Consider the following 19,321-nt stretch of genomic DNA (forward strand, 5'->3'; position numbering starts at 1 on the left):
GACCATGCTGCAATGGGAAAAGCTTGGAAAGCTCTTTGACCCCCGCGACCACAGGAATCATCCTTGGATGCGCGAATTCGCGCAATCTCCGAGCGTCCTGATTTTCGATGACGTTATCAGGGTCTATTTTTGCTCAAGGCCTGCGCCGGACGAAAGCGGCCAATACAAGAGTTACATTGCGTTCATCGACCTGGACCGAAAAAAGCCCACGCGCGTGGTTCGGATTTGCGACGAACCGGTGATGGGGCTTGGCGGGTGCGGGACCTTTGACGAATTCGGGACGAATCCGGTCTCGGTGATCCGGCACGATGATCAGATCCGTGCGTACTATGCGGGATGGACTCGATGCGAGTCGGTCCCTTTCAACGCCGCGATCGGCATCGCCATCAGCAACAACAATGGCGACTCCTTTGAGAGAATTGGCGAAGGACCGGTCCTTTCATACACCCCGGATGAACCGTTTCTCCTGGGAAGCCCGCGGATTCGACGATTCAACGGCAAATGGTGCCTTTGGTACGTCGCGGGCAAGCGGTGGATAAGGACTTCGAGTAGGCCCGAGCCGGTTTACAAAATTCGCATGGCCACATCCTCCGACGGATTGATTTGGCAAAAAGCCGGTGTCGACTTGATCGAAGATAAATTGGGTGAAGACGAATGCCAGGCGGGCGCCGACGTCATAGAACGGGCCGGCCGTTTTCACATGTTCTATTCTTATCGGCAAAGCCAGAACTACAAAGGCAGGGAAGGCGGATATCGCATAGGGTACGCTGTGTCTGACGATCTCGTGAATTGGAAAAGGAACGACGAACTCGCGGGGATGGAAGTTTCCGCCGAGGGCTGGGATTCCGAAATGGTAAACTACGGTCACGTGTTCAGTTTGGATGGCGAGACGTACATGATCTATCAGGGAAATGAGATGGGCCGCGCAGGCATCGGTTTGGCTCGCCTGCAAAACTCGCCGGATTGGTTCAAGCCATGAAGTGGAGGAAGCTCGGGAAGATTTTTGACCCCGCTGAACACAAACTGCCAAATGATTGTTTGGAGTTTGCCCAGTCGCCACAGGCGCTGGTTCTGACGGATCGTGTGCGGGTTTATTTCTCAACTCGTAGACGAGACGAGGTCGGGAAATATCTAAGCCACGTCGCCTACGTGGATTTCGACAGGAACATGCGCGGGATTCTCGATATCTCCGAGCACACGGTCATAGAACTGGGGGAGCTTGGTGCCTTCGACGAGCATGGTATTTTTCCCATGCATGTTTTTGACGACGGCGACAGAGTGCTTGGATTCACCACGGGATGGAATCGAAAGGCCTCGGTAAGTGCGGATTCATCGATTGGCCTTGCCATAAGCAAGGACGGCGGACGGACGTTTCAAAAGCACGGAACGGGTCCAATCATGACCGCTTCTCTGCACGAACCCTTTTTGATCGCCGATTCATTCGTGATGTCGGTCGCTGGAATTTACTACATGTGGTACATTTTCGGAACGAGATGGAAATCGTTTTCCGAAACCGAGCCACCCGACAGGGTCTACAAGATTGCCTGCGCCACATCCACGGATGCAATCAATTGGCAAAGGGATGGAAAGCAAATCATCACTGATTGCATTGGCGACGATGAATGCCAGGCGTTGCCCACAGTCATTCGCCGGAACGATATCTACCATATGTATTTTTGCTTCCGTCCCTGCCACGGCTTCCGTGAAAAAGGCCGGAACAGCTATCGCCTCGGATACGCCTATTCGCAGGACCTGATCAGCTGGACGCGAGATGACTCGAAAGGCGGAATAGACCTTTCGCAGGACGGCTGGGATTCACAGATGCAGTGCTATCCGCATGTTTTCACCTGCGATGACAGGGTCTACATGCTCTACAACGGCAACGAGTTTGGCAAATTCGGCTTTGGATTGGCCGAGTTGGCATAACCACAGAATCCTCGAGAGGCCCTAATGTCGCAAATGAGAGACTACAATCGCGAACTGAACGACACTGGTAACGTGGAGAACCAGAAATACGCTTACCAGTTCGACTACGATGTGATGCAGCCATTCATGATCCGGTCCTTTTCGCCCTTCTTCAGAGGCGAAACTCTTCTTGAGCTGGGAAGCCACAAAGGCGAATTCACCAAGAGGTTTCTGCCATTTTTCAACGACGTAACCTGTGTCGAGGCATCGGATGTCGCGATTGCGGAAGCCAAGAGCCGTTTCGGTTCTCGAATTCAGTTTATAAACTCTACATTTGAGGCCGTGCAATTGCCGAAGCGATACGACAATATCGTGATGACCCACGTTCTCGAACATCTCGACGACCCCCAGCTCGTCTTGCGCTTGATCAACGAAAGGTGGCTTTCGGATAACGGGCGATTGTTTTTGGCAGTCCCGAATGCACATGCCCCGTCGAGGCAGATCGCGGTCAAGATGGGACTGATCTCGCACAACTCCGCCATTACACCTGCGGAAGCAGAGCACGGCCATCGCATCACCTATTCGCTGGATACGCTGGAGCGTGATGCGGTCGCTGCGGGCCTCAACGTCATCCATCGTTCCGGGGTCTTTTTTAAAGCTCTCGCCAACTTCCAATGGGATCGCCTGCTGCAGACGGACATCATTTCGGAGGCCTATCTCGAGGGGGCCTACAAATTGGGCCAGCAGTACCCGGATCTCTGTTCGAGCATTTTCCTGGTTTGCGAACCTGGACAACGGAAAGCCTGAACCCGGCGATTTCTCTTCGGGGCTTCGGCGGTTTGGTCTTGATCTGCCTGTCTTTCCGATGTGAGCATTTTAGGGCCACTCTGTTTTAATGCGAGGGCCGCCTCCCGCCATTGCCCCAATGGCCGGATTTTTTGATCGGAGCGCGAGCTCCGTGCGAAGACGGCCGATCCATGCCGCAAGCGCGGGCTCAGCCAAACGACCTTCTAGTCCTGGAAGAGCAAACTCGGCGATTCCGAGCAAGCCCCTCCAACCAAGTCATAGTTGTCGGCTATAACGTCTTGGAGCTTGGCAACTGGATTAAACATCAGCAGGTCCACAATCGAAAGATACGGTACCTGAGCCTGGCCGAATTGTTCATAGGGAAACGGTCTTGTTCGCAGAGCCTTGAATTCGATTCCGCGGGCTCTAAAAGCATCCGCATCGTAGAGCTCCAGGCCGCCAATCGCATTGACATATTCTCGCGCCCCCACCGCTTCGCATAATGCGAGCACCTTGTCCTGAAACTTGAGCGAATGGTCGATGGGGATCTCAGACGAGATTTTGAAGACGGTTTTTAGGCCCAGATGCTCGCAGGTCATCCGCAGCGAATTGAAGATATAGCGAAATAGATTGGGGTCTTGAAAGCCGACAATCTCTTCGAGAAGCGGAAACGTTTCCTTAAAGAAAGGCGCGGTGCGATAGGCCCCCCGCCATTGATTGAGCAGCTTTGCACGGTCGAAATCGGCTGCCAATTCCCTGTCGCGAATATCCAGGGCATCCGAATCCTTCTTCAACGGAAGTGAAAACAGGACGTCCTTTCCGTTGACGAGCATCCGGTTGCGGTTGATCCATCCCTTTTTTGTATATTTGATGTTGTCGTAGACGACAAAAACATCGACCGCACAGATGAGCTGATAGTAGCCGATGTAGGGAAGAAAATACGGCTGCATGATCGCGAGTTTCATTTTGTGCAACGCTCCGCTCCTGTGAAGAAGCTCATTCGCAAACTTCGCCCACCGTGGCCGAATCCATATCGAGCTAAATCGGTGGGCCACCCGCCCCGCCGTGGAAGCGCACTCAGGCGATGAAGGCCGGTTCTCGATCTGGGTTCATCAACTCTGCACCTCGGTAAAGATGGCGTGCATCTAACCTCAAGCCCTAGCCCCAAGTCCGCGCCGCACTCGCGATATGACTTTGAGTCGTTGAGGTCGAACTATCGTTGCGGGGCACCACAAGCGGTGCGAAACAAACATACGCCTTAACGAAGGGATAGATGCTGTTCGCCATCATATCGGCTCCCATCGTCGGCAGCGCGCGGTTGCCAAGAGCCTCGATCGTAACCAGCCGATTGTCCATCGGAAGCCAATACGGATACATTCTCCGCGCCCCTGCAGGGGAAAGCACGTACCCGCCTGGACCAAAACAGCAGTTCAGCCGGAAAGCCGCGACCTGGGATGTCGATCTCTGGAAAGCGGCATCGCTCACATCATCCGGGCGTGTGGGTCGAAAGATCATCATCGACTTCATGCCCGGCGCCAGTTCGAGGTCGAGAACCGAATCCGTATTGCAGCCAAGTACCAGCATATCCCAGTCACCAAGGGACGGAAGAAGCCTCGCCAAGTGTGCGTTGATGTCGTGACGGATCGTGCAATCGTCCTCGAACACGAGGGCGGGTTCATCCTGCTCGGCGACCATCTTCCATATCCGCGACATCGAGGCGGTGCCACCGACCGAACCCGGGGAGAACCGCGAACCAGGAGCGACAATCCCCATCGCCATGACTTCCTCATTGGTCAATTTCAATCCGTCAACCGCAGGGAAGCGTTCGAAGGCGATTCCGCAGCCTTCATTCCGTTTCAGGAATCTTTCGTATTTGTCCGGCTGGCGATCGAGGTTAACGACGAAGTTCTTCATTTTTCCAACCGTGGCGTTAGGGCGGATGCCGATGCGATCCATTAGCCAATAATCGATCCTGATTCGCCATATCGCACGATTCCAAAATGTGCGGATTTGAGGAGACTCCCCGCGGTACGGCATGCTCCGCGCAAGCTAGAGACGATATCGGTGACCAACTAACATCGTGGACTCGAGATGGCTGACGCGGCCGCCACGCATGAAGTTGGGCGCCGCGGATGTCAGCCTGAAAATTCGGGTCTCCATGGCCTTGCAACGCTTTGCAAATGGGATTCCGAATGCGATCTATTCTGGTTACCGGGGGCGCGGGGTTTATCGGTGCAAATCTGGTTCACTACCTTATGGAGAAGTATCCTCTCGATAGGGTCGTGGTCCTCGATGCGCTGACCTACGCGGGCGCCGTCGAAAATCTTCCGCCCGATATGGTGCGCTCGCACGATTCTCGCGGGTTGCTCTGGTACGGCGATGTTTGCAATGCCGCGCTGGTCGACACGCTGGTGGCAGAAGCCGACGTGGTGATCCATCTTGCGGCAGAGACTCACGTCACGCGCTCGATTCACGATAGCCTCCAGTTTTTCCAAACCGACGTGCTGGGGACTCAGACGATTGCGAATGCGGTTGCCAGGTTCGGACGCAATATCAAACGCATTGTTCACGTCTCGACATCCGAGGTGTATGGAAATGCGGTTGCGGACAAGATGGACGAAAACCATCCGCTGAATCCGATGAGCCCTTATGCAAGCGCCAAATGTGGTGCCGACCGGCTGATCTATTCTTATTGGGCTACCTACAAGATCCCCGTTGTGATCGTTCGGCCTTTCAACAATTTCGGCCCGATGCAGCATCTCGAAAAACTTGTTCCTCGCTTTATCACCAGTGCGATGCTCGACGAACCGCTGACGGTTCACGGCGGCGGCGTAGCCGCGCGCGACTTCGTCTACGTCGAGGACACATGCCGCGCGATCGATCTTGTCCTTCAGGCCCCCGGCGAGCTCGTCCATGGCGAGGTCTTCAATGTCGCGACCGGCGAACACCGCACGATCAACGAGATCGCCCACGACATCATATCCGAGATGAATTATTCACCTGCCAAGATCGAATTCATCGGCGACCGCCCCGGACAGGTCGTGAGACATACCGGAGATTGGTCGAAGATAAATCGCGTGCTCGGCTGGAAACCAAGCTTTACGTGGCACGATGGCCTCAGGCGAACGATCGGTTGGTATCGCGAGAATACGGAGCGCTGGTCGCGACAGCTCTGGCTGCGAAGAATCCCGATCACTTCGGCGATAGGAAAGAAAGAGTATCACTAGTCGATCTACCTCCCCGTTTGACTTCGTTTGCAAGGTAACCTGCGTCGACTGCTTGTGCATCAGGCCTGCAGCAGCTCGAAACGTCCAGGGTTGCCGCGAGCTGATGTCAATCGCGAGTACCCGTGGCGTGGGCATGCCACATCACCATGGAGCAAAAATTGCATAACTATATCGGCATTCGTCGCGGACTCGAGAGGACTGACACGGTCGTGCCTGAATTTCCGATACCTCGAGCCGAAAGTGCTCTCAATATAGTGCGTCCAAGATTTCCAAGAACAGAGCAGTTCTTGACCGCCTTCGAGGCGGCGCTGGAGACCGGCCAAGTCGCGAACAATTCCCGTTGGGTTGTCGAATTCGAGCGACGTTTAAGCGAGTATCTTGGTGTCCCGTCCCTCGTCTTCTGCAATGGCCAGATCGGGTTGATGACCATGCTACGGGCCGCCGGAGTCACCTCTGGCGAAGTGATCGTGCCATCGTTCACGTTCTGCGCCACACCTCATGCCGTTGAATGGGTGGGTGCCGAACCGGTCTTCGCGGATATCCTGGACGATCTGACCATGCGCCTCGACCCGCGCGATGTGGAGAGCAGGATTACGGAGCGCACCGTCGCCATCCTCGCCGTCGACGCCTACGGAGTAGCCAGCGACTACGCATCGCTCGCTGACATCGCCAAGCGCCACAAGCTCAAATTCCTTGTCGATAGCGCGCCCTCGTTCGGCACCCGCGTCAATGGCCAGCCGGTCGGGAAATTCGCGGACGCTCAGATGTTCAGCTTCCACGCCACCAAGACCTTCTCAACGATGGAGGGCGGATGTGTCTCCAGCCACGATCCGGAATTGCTCGCCCGCGTCAAAACACTACGCAACTTTGGGCAAGTCGACAGTTTCGATTGTGATGAGCCAGGCCTGAACGGCAAGATGTTGGAAATATCGGCCCTCATCGGCATCGAGCAACTCAAGACGTTCGAGCTCGCCGTTGCGACACGCCGTCGGGCCGTCGAGCGCATGCGAAGCGGGCTTTCCCAAATTCCCGGCCTGCTCGTGGGGCGAGAGCCCGCAGGTGTAGAGGCGAACTGGCTATACCTACCCGTCGTTGTCGATGCCCAGCAATTTGGCCTCGACCGCGAAGCGCTGGCATCTGCGCTCGAGAGATGCAACATCTTCGTCCGGAAGTATTACAGCCCGCCATGCCACCACATGACGGCTTACAGGACTCAGAACGAAGTGAAGTTGGACGTAACGGAACGAACTGCCTACAACGTGATTGCGCTGCCCGTTTATAACGACATGACCGATGAAGAGTGCGATCTGATCGTCGCCGCCCTACACTATGTGCACCAATTGGCGCTCGGCGCGAGCACGCCTCAAGCACAAAGAGAAATACGGTAAGATCTCGCGGTCTCTCAAGGCACGAGTTCGGGCGGCGGCGAGCGATCCAGCACGTCGCCCTTGGCGCCTTCGAGCAGATCAACGCCGTAGGTCTCGACCACCAGCGGGCGGCGCTTGCGCTGCAGCTCGGCGACACGCGTCACCTGCGTGAAGAGGTCGTTCAGGAACGGATGGCCGTTGGGACGCAGCTCGTCGACGTAGATCAGCTTGCCCGCGAGCAGCTTGGGATCGGGTTCGGGCATATTGACCCAGCGGATGCGCTGGTTCTGCTGCACCACACAGGTGCCGCGCGGCAGATAGAAAGCGAGCCAGCCCGTGGTGCCGTAATCCGGCGTGAGCACGCAGGTTGCACCGTTGCGGACGCGTGCCGCTTCGATATCAGCTGCAAGTTCGCGCCAGCCGACGCCGACGCTGCGCACGGTCGCATCGCGGCGATAGCCGGATAGCCAGCCCGTATTGGCCTGCAGGATCAGCGCGGCAAACATCACGATGCCGGTCGGCGCGGCCCAGCGCAGGCAAAAATCCACCAGGCGTCGCGCGCGCGGCTTCCACTGCACGAGGTTGGCTGCGGCCGCGGCGGCGACGACGAAGGGCGGATAGACCGGCGCGAACCAATTGGCCTCGACGCGGGCGTGCAGCGAATGCCAGACGAAATAGGCGACGATGGTCCAGAACATCGTCTCGATCAGCACGCGCGAGGCCAGTGCACCGGCCCTCCGCCAAGTCAGCGCATGCAGGCCCATCGCGCCGAGGATGAAGACGAGCGGGGTCGCAAACGCGATCTGGGTCGGGATCAGCTCGGCAATGAAGACCGGGCGAAAATCCTCGATCCTGGCGCGCCCGAGCTGCTTGACGAACGAAACCCATTGATGATCCCCATTCCAGAGGATCACCGGCGAGAACAGCGCGAGCGCAACGAGGCCGCCGAGATAGGGCCAGGGCGAGAGGAACCAGCGCCGCAGCTTCGGCACCGCCGCAAGCCAGATCAGGATCGCGGCGCCAAAGAACATCGCGGTGTACTTCGACAGCAGCGCCGCGCCGACGGCGGCGCCGACCGCAAGCCACCAGGCACCGCGACCGGTCTCCAGCACTTTTGCGAGAAAGAACAGCACGAAGCTGGAGGCAACCAGCAACGGCGCATCCGGCGTCACGATCAGCGTGCCGACCGATGCCATCATCGTCGCGTTGAGCAGGATGGCGCTGGTCGCGGCCACCCGCGCGCCGCCGAACAGGATCGCGGCCGAGCGATAGATCGCATAGCTCATCGGAAGCGCGAGCAGGATCGAGACCAGGCGGACGCCGAGCTCGGTATCGCCGGCTATCATGGTGCCGGCGCGGATGACGTAAGCCACCATCGGCGGATGGTCGTAGTAACCGCCCGCCAGGTTCTTCGACCACATCCAGTAGTAGGCTTCGTCGAAGGTAACAGGCGTGAAGGCGGCCGCGACCAGCCGCAATGCGACCAGCGCAAGGATCACCAGCGCCGTATTGCGGACGATCCGCGCGTCAGCCCCGCCCATACAAGCTTCCTTGCAAGCCTTGACGCGCTATTTCTTGCGCCAGACGAACAGTCCGGACATCGCGTAATTCCACACCACGCCCATCAACGCCCCGGCGAGGCCAGCCAGCCACCAGATCGGCTCCTGGTCGTAGACCGAGAAGGCGACGCCGACATTGGCGAGCAGGCCGACGCTGCAGACGATGTAGAACATGATCAGGCCGCGCAGGATCGCAAAGCCCTTCAGCCGCTGGTCGCGATAGGTGAGGAAGTTGTTCAGGATGAAGTTAGTGGTCATGGCGACGATGGCGCCGGCGGCCTGCGCCTCCGCGAACGGCGCGTTGATCAGCTCGAGCGCGATGAACAACGTGGTGAGATGCACCACGAGGCCGATGCCGCCCACCATCGCGAACAGGATGAAACGCAGCGAGACGATGTCGTTGGTCAGCTTCGCCAGCACGAGGCCGAGGAAGTCGAGCGCGACCATGGAATCGAGCTTGCTTTCGCCATGCTGGCGGGCGCCGAACGTGTAGGGAATCTCGACCGCGCGCAAATTGCCCTGCGCGCTTGCGACGAGATCGAGCAGGATCTTGAAGCCGTGCACCGATAGCTTTGGCGCCAATTGCTCGAAACGGTCGCGGCGGACCATGAAGAAGCCGCTCATGGGATCGGCGATCTCGACCCGGAGCATCTTCTTCGCGACCTCGGTCGCCAACGCACTGGCGCCGGCGCGCTTGTTGTTGAAACCTTCGCTCTTGTAGCCCTCGATGTAGCGGCTGCCGACGACGAGGTCGGCCTGATCGCTTGCGAGCAGCAGCAACATCTTCGGCAGCTGTGTCTCGTCGTGCTGGAGGTCGGCGTCGATCACGGCGGCGTAGGGCGCGCTGGAGGCCAGGATGCCCTCGATGCAGGCGCCCGACAGGCCGCGGCGGCCGATGCGGCGGATGCAGCGCACGCGGCTGTCCTGCTGCGCCAGCGCCCGCACCACGTCCGAGGTGCCGTCGGGCGAATTGTCGTCGACGAACACGACTTCCCAGGCGACGTTGACGAGCGTCGCCTCCAGCCGCCGGTACAGCACCGTGACGTTGTCGCGCTCGTTGAAGGTGGGGACGATGACCGACAGTTCCGGCCCCTCTTGAGCCTGGCCGTCGACGCCCGGTCTGATCGCTTCATTCATGACGGCAGCGTATATCTGCCGCGTCCTGCGATGCCAAGCCGGGGTTTCCGTGGGGAATGGGCCAAAAGGGGTCCCAAAATGCCAACGACCCCGGAACGGCGGACCGCGCGTACATCCGGCGCAGGCCCAAGCTATTCCAAGGTCGTTCCAGCAACGGAGCTTTTGGCTCAACGTCGCCGTTACAAGCTAGATAGGAATGCGAGATCGGCTTCGCAAGGGGCTAAAGCCGCCTTTTTCAGACCATTACTGATTCGGGACTTCCCGGATCACCGGGCCTCGCGGCGCCGGCGCCGCTGGAGGCGCCATGGCGGGGGCCGGCTCGACCTTGGCCGGCTTCGGCGGCTTGCCGTACTGCCCGATCGGCCCGAAGACGACAGCGACCGCAAGCACGATCGCCGCGACGATCGCGCCACAAATGCCACCTACCGACTCAGACGACATGTCAGCCCGTCCCCGTTCCAGATGCGGCCAGTCATATCACGGATGAGCGCGCGGCCGGAAGGGCCGCCGGACCGCAACAGCTCATGGCCCTACTTCTGCGGCGGCCGGTGCTTGACGAAGGCGGTCACGATATCCTTCTGCGCCGCCTCCACCGCCCTGTTCGCGGTCGCGAGATGGGCGCCGGATTCGATGTTCGGATATTGCGAGGTGAGATAGTCGAGCAGCGCCACCCGGTAATATTGCCGCTCCGACGGACAGGCGCCGGCCACTGACCGGCCAAAATCCTGTTCCGACATTCCCTGATGGCTGTCGCGCGAATACTCCCGCGCCAGGCAATGCCAATAATCGTCGCGGCCCTGCATGGCGAGCTTCTGTGCGCCCTTGGTGTCGTCGTCATCCGCCTTGGCAGCAAACGTCATGGCAGCAGATGTCATCATCACGAGCGCCGCTCCCAGCATCAGCATCCGCATCTTGTTCTCCGTTTTGCGCAGATTTCTCCATCAGCTTAGACGGGACACCGCAACTGGCCAATCACTTCCGGTTTGACTAGAATGCAGACCTCACCTTCCGGTCGATGTGAGATCCCCCGTGGCCAAAGCAAAAACCGCGACCAAAAAATCCGGCAACATCTTCATCGGCATCGGCGGCTGGACCTTCGAGCCCTGGCGCGGCGTGTTCTATCCGGAGAAGCTGACGCAGGCGAAGGAGCTGTCCTACGCGGCCTCGAAGCTGACCTCGATCGAGATCAACGGCACCTATTACGGCTCGCAGAAGCCGGAGAGCTTTCGCAAATGGGCAGCCGAAGTGCCTGATGGTTTCGTGTTCTCGGTCAAGGGGCCGCGCTTTGCCACCAATCGCCGCGTGCTCGCCGAGGCCGGCGATTCCATCAAGCGGTTCTATGATTCCGGCGTGCTGGAGCTCGGCGACCATCTCGGGCCGGTGCTGTGGCAGTTCGCGCCGACCAAGAAATTCGACGGCGCCGATTTCGGCAAGTTTCTGGAGCTGTTGCCGCGCAAGCTCGAGGGCCGCGCGCTGCGTCACGTGGTGGAGGTGCGCCACGACAGTTTCTGCGCGCCGGACTTCATCGCGCTGATCCGCGAATTCGAGACGCCCGTGGTGTTCGCAGAGCACGGCAAATATCCGGCGATCGCCGACGTTGCCGGCGACTTCGTCTATGCCCGGCTGCAGAAGGGCAATGACGAGCTCAAGACCTGCTATCCGCCGAAGCAGCTCGATGCCTGGGCCGAACGCTTCCAGGCCTGGGCCGACGGCGGTGAACCTGACGACCTGCCGAAGGTTGACACGGCCAAGCCGAAGAAAGAACCGCGCGACGTGTTCGCTTACGTGATCCACGAGGGCAAGGTGCGCGCACCGCACGGCGCCATGGAACTGATTGCGCGGGTAAGCTGAGGATCGTTCATGGCCAGGGCGAAAAAGCTGTTCACCATCGGCTATGAGCAGACGCCGCCCAAGGCCGTGCTCGACGAGTTGGAGCAGGCCGGCGTCAAGCTCGTGGTCGATGTGCGCGCGGTGACGTCGTCGCGGCGGCCGGGCTTTTCCAAGAAGCAGCTCGCCGCAGGCCTCGACGAGCGCGGCATCGCCTATGTCCATCTCGCAGCGCTGGGCACGCCCAAGGAAGGCCGCCTCGCCGCGCGCAGTGGCCAATACGACGTGCTGGAAAAGATCTTCTCAAAGCACTTGAGGGCACCTGAGGCCAGGGAAGCGATGGACGAGCTCTCCGCGCTGGTGAAGAAGGCCGGCCCGGTCTGCCTGCTCTGCTACGAGCGCGACCACACCCACTGCCACCGCCAGATGATCGCGGAGATCATCGAGGAGCGCGATGGGGTGGCGGTAAAGAATCTTGCGGGGCGGCAGGTGTAGCTGCACTGTCGTTCCGGGGCGCGCCCCTTGGGCGAGCCCGGAATGACGACTTACCCCTCCCCCGCCAGCCTGAACGTCCCCTCCATCATCTGCACGCAGCTGCCGCCGACATGGGCGGAGACGATCTTGCCGTCCTGCTTGCGCACGCGCGTCTGGAGGATGCTGGGCCGGCCCATGTCAAAGCCCTGGCCGACCGTGAGCTTCAACTCGCCGTCGCGCGTGGGATCGAGATCGGCGAACAGCGCGGCGGCCGCGACCGTCGCGCTGCCGGTGGCGGGATCCTCGGTGAGACCGCTGGCGCCGCGCATGAACATCCGCGCCTGCCGCTCGCAAGGCGCCTCCGTCGCGGGCACGTCGCGCGTATAGAACCACACCGAGCGGGCGCCGTCGCGCGGCAGGACCTTGCCGTAGGCCGCAGCATCGGGCCGGGCCCGCTTCAGCGCCTCGCGCGAATGCAGCTCCATCACCAGAAACGCGTTTCCGACGGTGACGATTTGCGGCGCATGGCTGTCGGTCTTGACGTCCTCTGCACCAAGCGAGATGCAGCTCGCGGCTTCGGCAGCCGACAGCTGCGCAAGCCGCGCCAGCGGCTGCGGCGCGGTGAGCTCCGTCCTGACCACCCGGCCCTGCTCTCTCACGATTTCGACCGGCACGAGCCCGGCCTTCTCCTCGAACAGCAGGCGCGGCTTCGGCTCTTTCGCCAGCGAGGCCAGCACGAAGGCGGTGCCGACATTGGGATGGCCGGCAAAGGCAATCTCCAGCACCGGCGTGAAGATGCGGACCTCGGCGTCGTTGGCCTTGTCGCGCGGCGGCAGCACGAAGGTCGTCTCGGAATAGTTGAACTCGGTCGCGATCGCCTGCATCTCACGCGTCGAGAGCCCGCCGGCATCCAACACCACGGCGAGCTGGTTGCCGCCGAAGGCGCGGTCAGTGAACACGTCGACGGTGATGTAGCGGCGCTGCATGGCTGTTCCTCACGCAAATGGCGGCCGCGGCCGGCCGCCTCGCGCAGCACTCTACAAGCCCAAAACATCGCCCGTCATGCCCCAAAATTCGGAGCAATCGGAGCAATCTCGGATGACGGATCAGAAACGAAAAAGCTGATGCGGTGATGCCAGAACTTGCGCGCGCTCGCTCTTGTCGACGATCAGCGTGTCGAGGAATTCGCGGTTCTTCGCATAACTCTGCGTTGCCTCGAACTGCGTGTGCGGCCAGTCGCTGCCCCACAACAGGCGATCAAGGCCGTACGCATGGCGAAGCAGCGGATAAGCCTCTTTCGCAAAGCTCGCGCCCTCAGTACCATTGCGGTACGGCGCGGAGATCTTGACCCAGACGTTCTTCGTCGCGCCGAGCTTCAGTACCGACTGGAAGCCGGGATCGGCGACGCCGAGCTTTGGATCCGGCAGCGCGTAATGATCGAGCACGACGGTTACGCCGTGATCGAGCAGCTGTGGAGCCAGCACAGCGAGATCGGACGCGTTACGCTGGATCTCGACCTGCCAGCCCATCGCCTTCACATTCGCGAGCAATCCCTTCCATTCGACCGCGGCGAGATCGGGCAAGGGCTGGCCGACGAGATTGAGGCGGATGCCGACCACGCCGGCGCGATCGAGTTCGCGCAGCTCGTCTGCAGAGACGGTGGGATCGACGACGGCGATGCCGCGTAGGCGAGCGCTGCTCTGCTTCAGGCAACCGGCCAGATAGGAATTGTCGGTGCCGAGGAAGCTCGGCTGCACCAGCACGCCATTGGTCATGCCGTTGTGGTCGAGCTGCTCGAGATAGAGCGACAGTGGCGCATCGTAATCCGGCGCGTAGCGCCGGCCCGGCGCGAGTTTCAATCCGCGATGGAAGACATGGGCGTGAGTGTCGATAACAGGCAAGGCCGTCTCACTCATGGCTCTGGTTGCGGTTGCCGTCGCGAGGGACGCCAGGCCCACGCTGAATTGACGGCGCGTGAGGCCGCGCTGGGCAAATGTCATGCTTGTTCCTCTCCATTCCCGTCAAACGCGCGCGGCCGCGGTCTGCTCGAACACCTTCCCGCGGGTTTCGGGCAGCAGCACCACCGCGATCAGCACCAGCGCATAAGCAAACGCCGCATCGATACCGATCGCCGGCCCTAGCCCGATGTGATCGCTGAGGAAGCCGACCAGGAAGGGAAACGCAGCGGAGACGACGCGGCCGAAATTGTAGCAGAAGCCGACACCGGTCCCGCGCACGCCGGCCGGATAGAGCTCACTGAACAACGCCGCCATGCTCGCGGGAATTCCGGCCGAGAAGAAACCGAGCGGAAAGCCGAGCACCAGCATCTCTCCGTTGGTCAGCGGCGCGAAAATATAGACCAGCACGGTGGCAATGCAGGCGCTGGCGAAGAACGCGACATTGGCCCTGCGGCCGACGCGGTCGCTGATGATCCCACTCGCGACGCAGCCGCAAAAGAAGGCGACGATGATGACGGCGAGATAGAAGCTGGAGCCGAGCACCGACAGGTGGCGCACCTCGCGCAGGTAAGTCGGCAGGAACGTCGTCAGCGCGGCATAGCCACCATGGGCCCCGATGCCGAACAGGCCGCCGACCAGGGTTGAGCGCAGCACGTTGCGATGAAAGATGCCGGAGAGCGTGGCGAGGAACGGCGTTTCCGCGTCGCTTGCAACGGCGCGTGGCGGCTCCTTCAGCCCACGACGGATGAAGATGATGAGGAGCGCCGGCAATAAACCGATCGCAAACAGGATGCGCCAGGCGATGTCCGCCGGCGCGTAGGTGAAGACCAGCGCCGACAATAGCACCGCCGCGCCCCATCCGACGGCCCAGGCGCTCTGCACTGAACCCAGCGCCTTGCCGCGATGTTCGGGACGGATGATCTCGGCCATCAGCACCGCGCCGCAGGCCCATTCGGCGCCGAAGCCGAGGCCCTGGATTGCCTTGAGCACCACGAGCTGGGTGTAGCTCATCGCAAATGCTGAAGCGAACGTCGCCAGCGCGAACGTTGCGACCGTGATCTGGAGCGCCTTGACGCGACCAAAACGGTCGCCGAGCGCGCCGCCGAGCCAGCCTCCGAATGCGCCGAAGAACAGCGTGACCGAGCCGAGCAGGCCGGCGTCGGCCTTGCTGATGCCGAAGGCCGCGATCAACGCGGGGATGGCAAGGCCGAACATCTGGACGTCGAGCGCATCCAGCGCCCAGCCGCCAAAGCTTGCCCAGAACGTGCGCCGCTCCAGCGGCGAGCTTTCACTGTACCAGTTCGACATGTTTCCTACCCCGTAATCTTTTATTGCTTGATGTCGTTGAAAGTCGCCGTCACCGGATCTCGGCGTGGTAGCGGAAGCGATCCGCCGGCCCGCGCGAGCGGCGCCATTCGATCGGCCGCCGCTCCAGATCGAGCGCGAGGCGCTCGATCACGATCAGCGGCGCGTGAGCCTCGAGCCGCAACAGGCGCGCCTGCATCTCGTTCGCCATCTCGACCGTCAAGATTTCCTCGGCGGAGACCACGACCTCGCCGCAGCGCTCCTCGTAGAGCGGATACAGCAGGTCGCCGAACTCGGCCGTGTCGATCTCAAGGATTTCAGCGAAACGCGATTGCTGGAGCCAGATCTCTTCGGCGAGCAGCGGCACGTCGTCGATCAGGCGCAGACGCGACAGGCTGATCACGGGCTCGCCGATGGGAATGCGCAGCGCCGACGCCACGGCGGATGTCGCCGGCACGCTCTTGCGCCGGATGATACGGCTCTTCGGCACGCGCCGCTCGCCGCTTTCGGACTGGAAGCGGAAGAAGCGGAACAGCGAGGAGTTGAAGCGCGCGCGGCGCACGAAGGTGCCGCGGCCCTGCTGGCGCTCCAGCACGGCATCCGCGACGAGCTGATCGATCGCCTTGCGCACGGTGCCGATGGCGACGCCGTGACGCGCAGCTAACTCGGCCTCGGACGGGATCGGCTCGCCCGGCCGCCATTCATTGCGGTTGATCCGCGCGGCGAGGTCGTCGCGCAGGCGCTGGTAGCGTGGCAGCCGGTCGTCGCGCGGGTCCGAATTCATACAGTCATATAGATGACTATATGAAAGCGGAGTCAAGCACTACTCAAGCTCCGTCAGCTCCATGAGCTGCCGCCGGCGTTCGCGAGAGCGGGCTGGCAGGTTTCGCCAGCCCGGCTTCGTCTATCGCGATCGTCAGTATGGATTCGAGTACGCCGTGTTTGGCAGGCAGGGCGGCTTCTTGTAGGGCGCAGTCGCATACGCGCCCACTGCGGGAGCCCTGACGCAGTCCGCCGTCGCCTGGGTTGGCGCGCGCCGCGGGACGTTGTCGCGCGCGGCCGCGGCCTGGGTTTGGTAGACGGCGGCAGCGATCAGGGCGGCCGCAACAAGGGTCAATCGGGTCATTGGCTTTCTCCAGATCACAAACGGAAGCCGAGACGTCTCGGCCTCCGCAGTGCAAGACCTGAAGAGTACCAAGGATATTTCATCACGCGCCTTCAAGGAACCGCGACCCGCTTCAACGACGCGCGACGCGCATTTGAAGAAGCGTTACCCCAGTTGAAACACTGCGACCTTCTGCTCGTAACCGCGCACCGTCACCTCGCCGAGCGCGACCGCATCCACGCCGTCGTCGCCCAGCGCCTCGCGCACGGTCGCGGAGATGAGGAACTGCGAGCCGAGCTCCTTGTTGAGCGCCTCCAGCCGCGAGGCGAAGTTCACGGTGTCGCCGATCACGGTGTATTCCTTGCGCCGGGGCGAGCCGATATTGCCGGCAACGACTTCGCCGAAATGGATGCCGATGCCGATTCTGAGCGGCCAGCTCGTCTGCGCATTGATGTGTTCCATCGCGGTGAGCATCTCGCGGCCGGCGGCGACCGCGCGATGCGCGGCATCGGATGCCTCCAGCGGCGCGCCGAACAGCGCGAGAAAGCCGTCGCCCAAAAACTTGTTCACGATGCCGCCGTGACGATCGAGAATATCGACCAGCACCGCGAATGCGCCGTCGAGCCGGTCGACCACCTCCTGCGGGGTGCGCGACTGCGCGCCGGCGGTGAAGCCGCGGAAATCGACGAACATCACGGCGACACGGCGGAGATCTCCGGCAGCACTGGTGTCCTCCGTCATCAGCCGCTCGACCACCTGCGGCGAGACGTGCTGGCCGAACAGATTCGTCACCCGGTCGCGCGCCGTGGCCGCCGCGATGCTTGCGGCAAATTGCCGCCGCAACTGCGCGCCGACGGAGCCGGCGAGCACGCCGCAGATCAGGACGATGGTGCTGCGCACCGCGTGAAAATAGGTCTCCGGCTCGCCAGCGGCATTGGTGGGATCGAAATACATCGCGACGGCGAAGAGTTCAGCCGCAGCCACGAAGCCGGTGAAGGTCGAGAGCCAGAAATCGAGCCGCAGGGTCGAGAGAATGACGAAGATGAAATAGATCAGCGGCGTGACATAGCTTAACGCCTGGCTTGCCCCCATGCTGTGGATCTGCAGGATCAGGATCACCGTCGGCACCGATGTCTCGATGAGCGCGCTGAGATAGCGCCTGACGACGGGCACGTCGCGGCCGAGCCTGAGCTGTCGCCGGATCTGAGCGTGGACCCAGATCTCGAACAGGATGAAGCCGGCCATCAGTGCATAGAGCTGCGACCTGCCGGATGTCCCGTGCCAAACCCGCTCGACCACCCAGGGATCTATCAGCTCGATAGTCGTGAAGAAGCCGACGATGACGCATCCCGTGATGATCAAGGCCTTCACCCGCAACAGATCGGTGCGCAGCACCTCGCGCGTGAGCTCTCGCTCGAAACCTTCGGACATCGCGGCGCGCCGCCGGGCCTTCTTGCTCGCAAAGCTGACCATTCCACCCCCTCGATTCCGGGGCAGTCTGCCTCAATCCAGCGTGCGGCGGAAGCGCGTCACGGCGACGGTCATGGCGATCAGCATTAACGTCGCCAGCGCCAGCGTATCGTAGCGCAGGTTCTGCATGGACGCGCCCTTCAGCATGATGGCGCGGACGATGCGCAGATAGTGCGTCAACGGCAAGCACTCGCCGACATATTGCGCCCAGACCGGCATGCCCGCGAACGGGAACATGAAGCCGGACAGCAGGATGCTCGGCAGGAAGAACATCATCGACATCTGCATGGCCTGGAGCTGGTTCTGCACCAGCGTCGAGATCGTGTAGCCGATCGACAGATTGGTGGCGATGAACAGCGTCGACAAAAGCGCCAGCAGGAGAACGTTGCCGAGCAGAGGCACGCTGAACAAGAGCACACCGATGCCGATGATGAGGAAGGCCTGGACGAAGCCGACCAGCACGTAGGGGATGATCTTGCCGAACATCACCTCGACAGGCTTGATCGGCATCGACAACAAGGCTTCCATGGTGCCGCGCTCGACCTCACGCGTCACCGAAAGCGCGGTGAAGATCAGCATGGTCATGGTGAGGATGGTGCCGACCAGGCCTGGCACGATGTTGAGGCTGGAGTTCGCGGCCGGATTGTAGCGGGCATGCGCGCGGATCTCGAACGGCATTTCCGGGGGATTGCCGATATAGAGATCGTGCGCCAGCGCGGTCTGCACGAGCATGCCGAGTGAGCCGAGCGCGGCGCTGGCCGCGACCGGATCGGTGGCATCGGCCGCGACCAAGAGCGCCGGCTTGTCCCCGCGGCGCACCGCGCGCTCGAATCCGCGCGGGATCTCGACGCCGAACAGCACCTTGCCGGACTTCAGGAGGTTGTCGAAATCATCGACGTTATGCACCTCGTAGATGAAGCGGAAATAGGCGGTGTTCTCCATCGCCTTCAACACCGAGCGGGCGACATCCGAATCCTCCTGGAGCAGCACCGCACTCGGCAGATTGTGCGGCGTGGTGTTGATGGCATAACCGAACAGCAGCAGCTGCATCACCGGCAGCATCACGATCATCGCAAACGAGACGCGATCACGCTTGAGCTGGATGAACTCCTTGACCAGCATCGCATAGGAGCGCTTCCAGAAGCCGAAACGCTCCCGGATTTCATGCGCTGGCGCGGAACGATCGACGGCGCTCATTGCA

20 protein-coding genes are annotated in these 19,321 nt (G+C 61.1%); 7 read left to right on the plus strand and 13 right to left on the minus strand.

Going from position 1 to position 19,321, the window contains the following annotated elements:
• The first annotated feature begins 4 nt into the window (after positions 1 to 4).
• From ACP2YP_RS25940 to ACP2YP_RS25950, 3 genes are read left to right on the plus strand one after another with little or no spacing between them, the layout of a single operon-like run.
• Positions 5 to 979, plus strand: a complete 975-nt coding sequence (locus tag ACP2YP_RS25940; protein ID WP_426419111.1) for a glycosylase — start codon at positions 5 to 7, stop codon at positions 977 to 979.
• A complete protein-coding gene (locus tag ACP2YP_RS25945; protein ID WP_426419112.1) occupies positions 976 to 1,926 on the plus strand; it encodes a hypothetical protein in 951 nt (316 codons plus the stop codon). Before ACP2YP_RS25940 ends, ACP2YP_RS25945 begins: the two co-directional genes overlap by 4 nt.
• A gap of 33 nt (positions 1,927 to 1,959) precedes the next feature.
• Positions 1,960 to 2,712, plus strand: coding sequence for a class I SAM-dependent methyltransferase (locus ACP2YP_RS25950; RefSeq protein WP_426419113.1), 753 nt, complete (start codon positions 1,960 to 1,962; stop codon positions 2,710 to 2,712).
• 203 nt (positions 2,713 to 2,915) lie between these two features.
• Here ACP2YP_RS25950 and ACP2YP_RS25955 read toward each other — a convergent pair whose 3' ends face one another.
• Complete coding sequence (locus ACP2YP_RS25955) at positions 2,916 to 3,656, minus strand: WbqC family protein (RefSeq protein ID WP_426419114.1); 741 nt, start codon at positions 3,654 to 3,656, stop codon at positions 2,916 to 2,918.
• 193 nt (positions 3,657 to 3,849) lie between these two features.
• Positions 3,850 to 4,647 carry a glycosyltransferase family 25 protein gene (locus ACP2YP_RS25960; protein ID WP_426419115.1) on the minus strand — a complete coding sequence of 266 codons (798 nt, stop codon included), beginning with the start codon at positions 4,645 to 4,647 and terminating at the stop codon, positions 3,850 to 3,852.
• A gap of 236 nt (positions 4,648 to 4,883) precedes the next feature.
• On the opposite strand from ACP2YP_RS25960, the gene ACP2YP_RS25965 reads away from it, so the two are divergent.
• Positions 4,884 to 5,918, plus strand: a complete 1,035-nt coding sequence (locus ACP2YP_RS25965) for a dTDP-glucose 4,6-dehydratase (RefSeq protein WP_426419116.1) — start codon at positions 4,884 to 4,886, stop codon at positions 5,916 to 5,918.
• A 287-nt stretch (positions 5,919 to 6,205) separates the two neighbouring features.
• Positions 6,206 to 7,306 carry a DegT/DnrJ/EryC1/StrS family aminotransferase gene (locus ACP2YP_RS25970; protein ID WP_426419117.1) on the plus strand — a complete coding sequence of 367 codons (1,101 nt, stop codon included), beginning with the start codon at positions 6,206 to 6,208 and terminating at the stop codon, positions 7,304 to 7,306.
• Positions 7,307 to 7,320: 14 nt separating this feature from the next.
• Here the strand turns inward: ACP2YP_RS25970 and ACP2YP_RS25975 are convergent, their stop codons facing one another.
• From ACP2YP_RS25975 to ACP2YP_RS25990, 4 genes are all read right to left on the minus strand, one after another.
• Complete coding sequence (locus ACP2YP_RS25975; RefSeq protein ID WP_426419118.1) at positions 7,321 to 8,826, minus strand: glycosyltransferase family 39 protein; 1,506 nt, start codon at positions 8,824 to 8,826, stop codon at positions 7,321 to 7,323.
• A 27-nt stretch (positions 8,827 to 8,853) separates the two neighbouring features.
• Positions 8,854 to 9,981: a glycosyltransferase gene (locus tag ACP2YP_RS25980; RefSeq protein WP_426419119.1), complete on the minus strand. Its 1,128-nt coding sequence runs from the start codon at positions 9,979 to 9,981 to the stop codon at positions 8,854 to 8,856.
• Positions 9,982 to 10,224: 243 nt separating this feature from the next.
• Positions 10,225 to 10,422 (minus strand): hypothetical protein, encoded by a 198-nt coding sequence (locus ACP2YP_RS25985; RefSeq protein ID WP_426419120.1) that lies wholly within the window; start codon positions 10,420 to 10,422, stop codon positions 10,225 to 10,227.
• 89 nt (positions 10,423 to 10,511) lie between these two features.
• Complete coding sequence (locus tag ACP2YP_RS25990) at positions 10,512 to 10,892, minus strand: hypothetical protein (protein ID WP_426419121.1); 381 nt, start codon at positions 10,890 to 10,892, stop codon at positions 10,512 to 10,514.
• A gap of 118 nt (positions 10,893 to 11,010) precedes the next feature.
• On the opposite strand from ACP2YP_RS25990, the gene ACP2YP_RS25995 reads away from it, so the two are divergent.
• On the plus strand, positions 11,011 to 11,832 hold the full coding sequence (locus tag ACP2YP_RS25995) for a DUF72 domain-containing protein (RefSeq protein ID WP_426419122.1): 822 nt from the start codon (positions 11,011 to 11,013) through the stop codon (positions 11,830 to 11,832).
• Positions 11,833 to 11,841: 9 nt separating this feature from the next.
• Positions 11,842 to 12,303: a DUF488 family protein gene (locus ACP2YP_RS26000; RefSeq protein WP_426419123.1), complete on the plus strand. Its 462-nt coding sequence runs from the start codon at positions 11,842 to 11,844 to the stop codon at positions 12,301 to 12,303.
• Positions 12,304 to 12,353: 50 nt separating this feature from the next.
• Here the strand turns inward: ACP2YP_RS26000 and ACP2YP_RS26005 are convergent, their stop codons facing one another.
• The 7 genes from ACP2YP_RS26005 to ACP2YP_RS26035 form a co-directional block, all read right to left on the minus strand.
• Positions 12,354 to 13,268: a PhzF family phenazine biosynthesis protein gene (locus ACP2YP_RS26005; protein ID WP_426419124.1), complete on the minus strand. Its 915-nt coding sequence runs from the start codon at positions 13,266 to 13,268 to the stop codon at positions 12,354 to 12,356.
• 120 nt (positions 13,269 to 13,388) lie between these two features.
• A complete protein-coding gene (locus ACP2YP_RS26010; RefSeq protein ID WP_426419125.1) occupies positions 13,389 to 14,282 on the minus strand; it encodes an amidohydrolase family protein in 894 nt (297 codons plus the stop codon).
• A 21-nt stretch (positions 14,283 to 14,303) separates the two neighbouring features.
• Positions 14,304 to 15,548 (minus strand): MFS transporter, encoded by a 1,245-nt coding sequence (locus ACP2YP_RS26015; RefSeq protein WP_426419126.1) that lies wholly within the window; start codon positions 15,546 to 15,548, stop codon positions 14,304 to 14,306.
• 49 nt (positions 15,549 to 15,597) lie between these two features.
• Positions 15,598 to 16,329 (minus strand): GntR family transcriptional regulator, encoded by a 732-nt coding sequence (locus ACP2YP_RS26020; RefSeq protein ID WP_426419127.1) that lies wholly within the window; start codon positions 16,327 to 16,329, stop codon positions 15,598 to 15,600.
• A 132-nt stretch (positions 16,330 to 16,461) separates the two neighbouring features.
• On the minus strand, positions 16,462 to 16,671 hold the full coding sequence (locus ACP2YP_RS26025; RefSeq protein ID WP_426419128.1) for a hypothetical protein: 210 nt from the start codon (positions 16,669 to 16,671) through the stop codon (positions 16,462 to 16,464).
• Between the two features lie 144 nt (positions 16,672 to 16,815).
• Positions 16,816 to 18,123 (minus strand): adenylate/guanylate cyclase domain-containing protein, encoded by a 1,308-nt coding sequence (locus tag ACP2YP_RS26030; RefSeq protein WP_426419129.1) that lies wholly within the window; start codon positions 18,121 to 18,123, stop codon positions 16,816 to 16,818.
• A gap of 30 nt (positions 18,124 to 18,153) precedes the next feature.
• On the minus strand, positions 18,154 to 19,317 hold the full coding sequence (locus ACP2YP_RS26035) for an ABC transporter permease (RefSeq protein ID WP_426419130.1): 1,164 nt from the start codon (positions 19,315 to 19,317) through the stop codon (positions 18,154 to 18,156).
• Positions 19,318 to 19,321 lie beyond the last annotated feature (4 nt).

The sequence above is a fragment of the Bradyrhizobium genosp. A genome (assembly GCF_049949275.1).
Taxonomy (GTDB): domain Bacteria; phylum Pseudomonadota; class Alphaproteobacteria; order Rhizobiales; family Xanthobacteraceae; genus Bradyrhizobium.

Excerpts from the sequence above, each read along its gene's own strand:
- ACP2YP_RS25965 (WP_426419116.1), top strand. The coding sequence starts at position 4,884 with ATGCGATCTATTCTGGTTACCGGGGGCGCGGGGTTTATCGGTGCAAAT.
- ACP2YP_RS26015 (WP_426419126.1), bottom strand. The coding sequence starts at position 15,548 with ATGTCGAACTGGTACAGTGAAAGCTCGCCGCTGGAGCGGCGCACGTTC.
- ACP2YP_RS26025 (WP_426419128.1), bottom strand. The coding sequence starts at position 16,671 with ATGACCCGATTGACCCTTGTTGCGGCCGCCCTGATCGCTGCCGCCGTC.
- ACP2YP_RS26010 (WP_426419125.1), bottom strand. The coding sequence starts at position 14,282 with ATGACATTTGCCCAGCGCGGCCTCACGCGCCGTCAATTCAGCGTGGGC.
- ACP2YP_RS25985 (WP_426419120.1), bottom strand. The coding sequence starts at position 10,422 with ATGTCGTCTGAGTCGGTAGGTGGCATTTGTGGCGCGATCGTCGCGGCG.
- ACP2YP_RS25990 (WP_426419121.1), bottom strand. The coding sequence starts at position 10,892 with ATGCGGATGCTGATGCTGGGAGCGGCGCTCGTGATGATGACATCTGCT.
- ACP2YP_RS25955 (WP_426419114.1), bottom strand. The coding sequence starts at position 3,656 with ATGAAACTCGCGATCATGCAGCCGTATTTTCTTCCCTACATCGGCTAC.
- ACP2YP_RS25950 (WP_426419113.1), top strand. The coding sequence starts at position 1,960 with ATGAGAGACTACAATCGCGAACTGAACGACACTGGTAACGTGGAGAAC.
- ACP2YP_RS26005 (WP_426419124.1), bottom strand. The coding sequence starts at position 13,268 with ATGCAGCGCCGCTACATCACCGTCGACGTGTTCACTGACCGCGCCTTC.
- ACP2YP_RS25980 (WP_426419119.1), bottom strand. The coding sequence starts at position 9,981 with ATGAATGAAGCGATCAGACCGGGCGTCGACGGCCAGGCTCAAGAGGGG.
- ACP2YP_RS26035 (WP_426419130.1), bottom strand. The coding sequence starts at position 19,317 with ATGAGCGCCGTCGATCGTTCCGCGCCAGCGCATGAAATCCGGGAGCGT.
- ACP2YP_RS26000 (WP_426419123.1), top strand. The coding sequence starts at position 11,842 with ATGGCCAGGGCGAAAAAGCTGTTCACCATCGGCTATGAGCAGACGCCG.
- ACP2YP_RS26020 (WP_426419127.1), bottom strand. The coding sequence starts at position 16,329 with ATGAATTCGGACCCGCGCGACGACCGGCTGCCACGCTACCAGCGCCTG.
- ACP2YP_RS26030 (WP_426419129.1), bottom strand. The coding sequence starts at position 18,123 with ATGGTCAGCTTTGCGAGCAAGAAGGCCCGGCGGCGCGCCGCGATGTCC.
- ACP2YP_RS25945 (WP_426419112.1), top strand. The coding sequence starts at position 976 with ATGAAGTGGAGGAAGCTCGGGAAGATTTTTGACCCCGCTGAACACAAA.
- ACP2YP_RS25975 (WP_426419118.1), bottom strand. The coding sequence starts at position 8,826 with ATGGGCGGGGCTGACGCGCGGATCGTCCGCAATACGGCGCTGGTGATC.
- ACP2YP_RS25960 (WP_426419115.1), bottom strand. The coding sequence starts at position 4,647 with ATGGATCGCATCGGCATCCGCCCTAACGCCACGGTTGGAAAAATGAAG.
- ACP2YP_RS25940 (WP_426419111.1), top strand. The coding sequence starts at position 5 with ATGCTGCAATGGGAAAAGCTTGGAAAGCTCTTTGACCCCCGCGACCAC.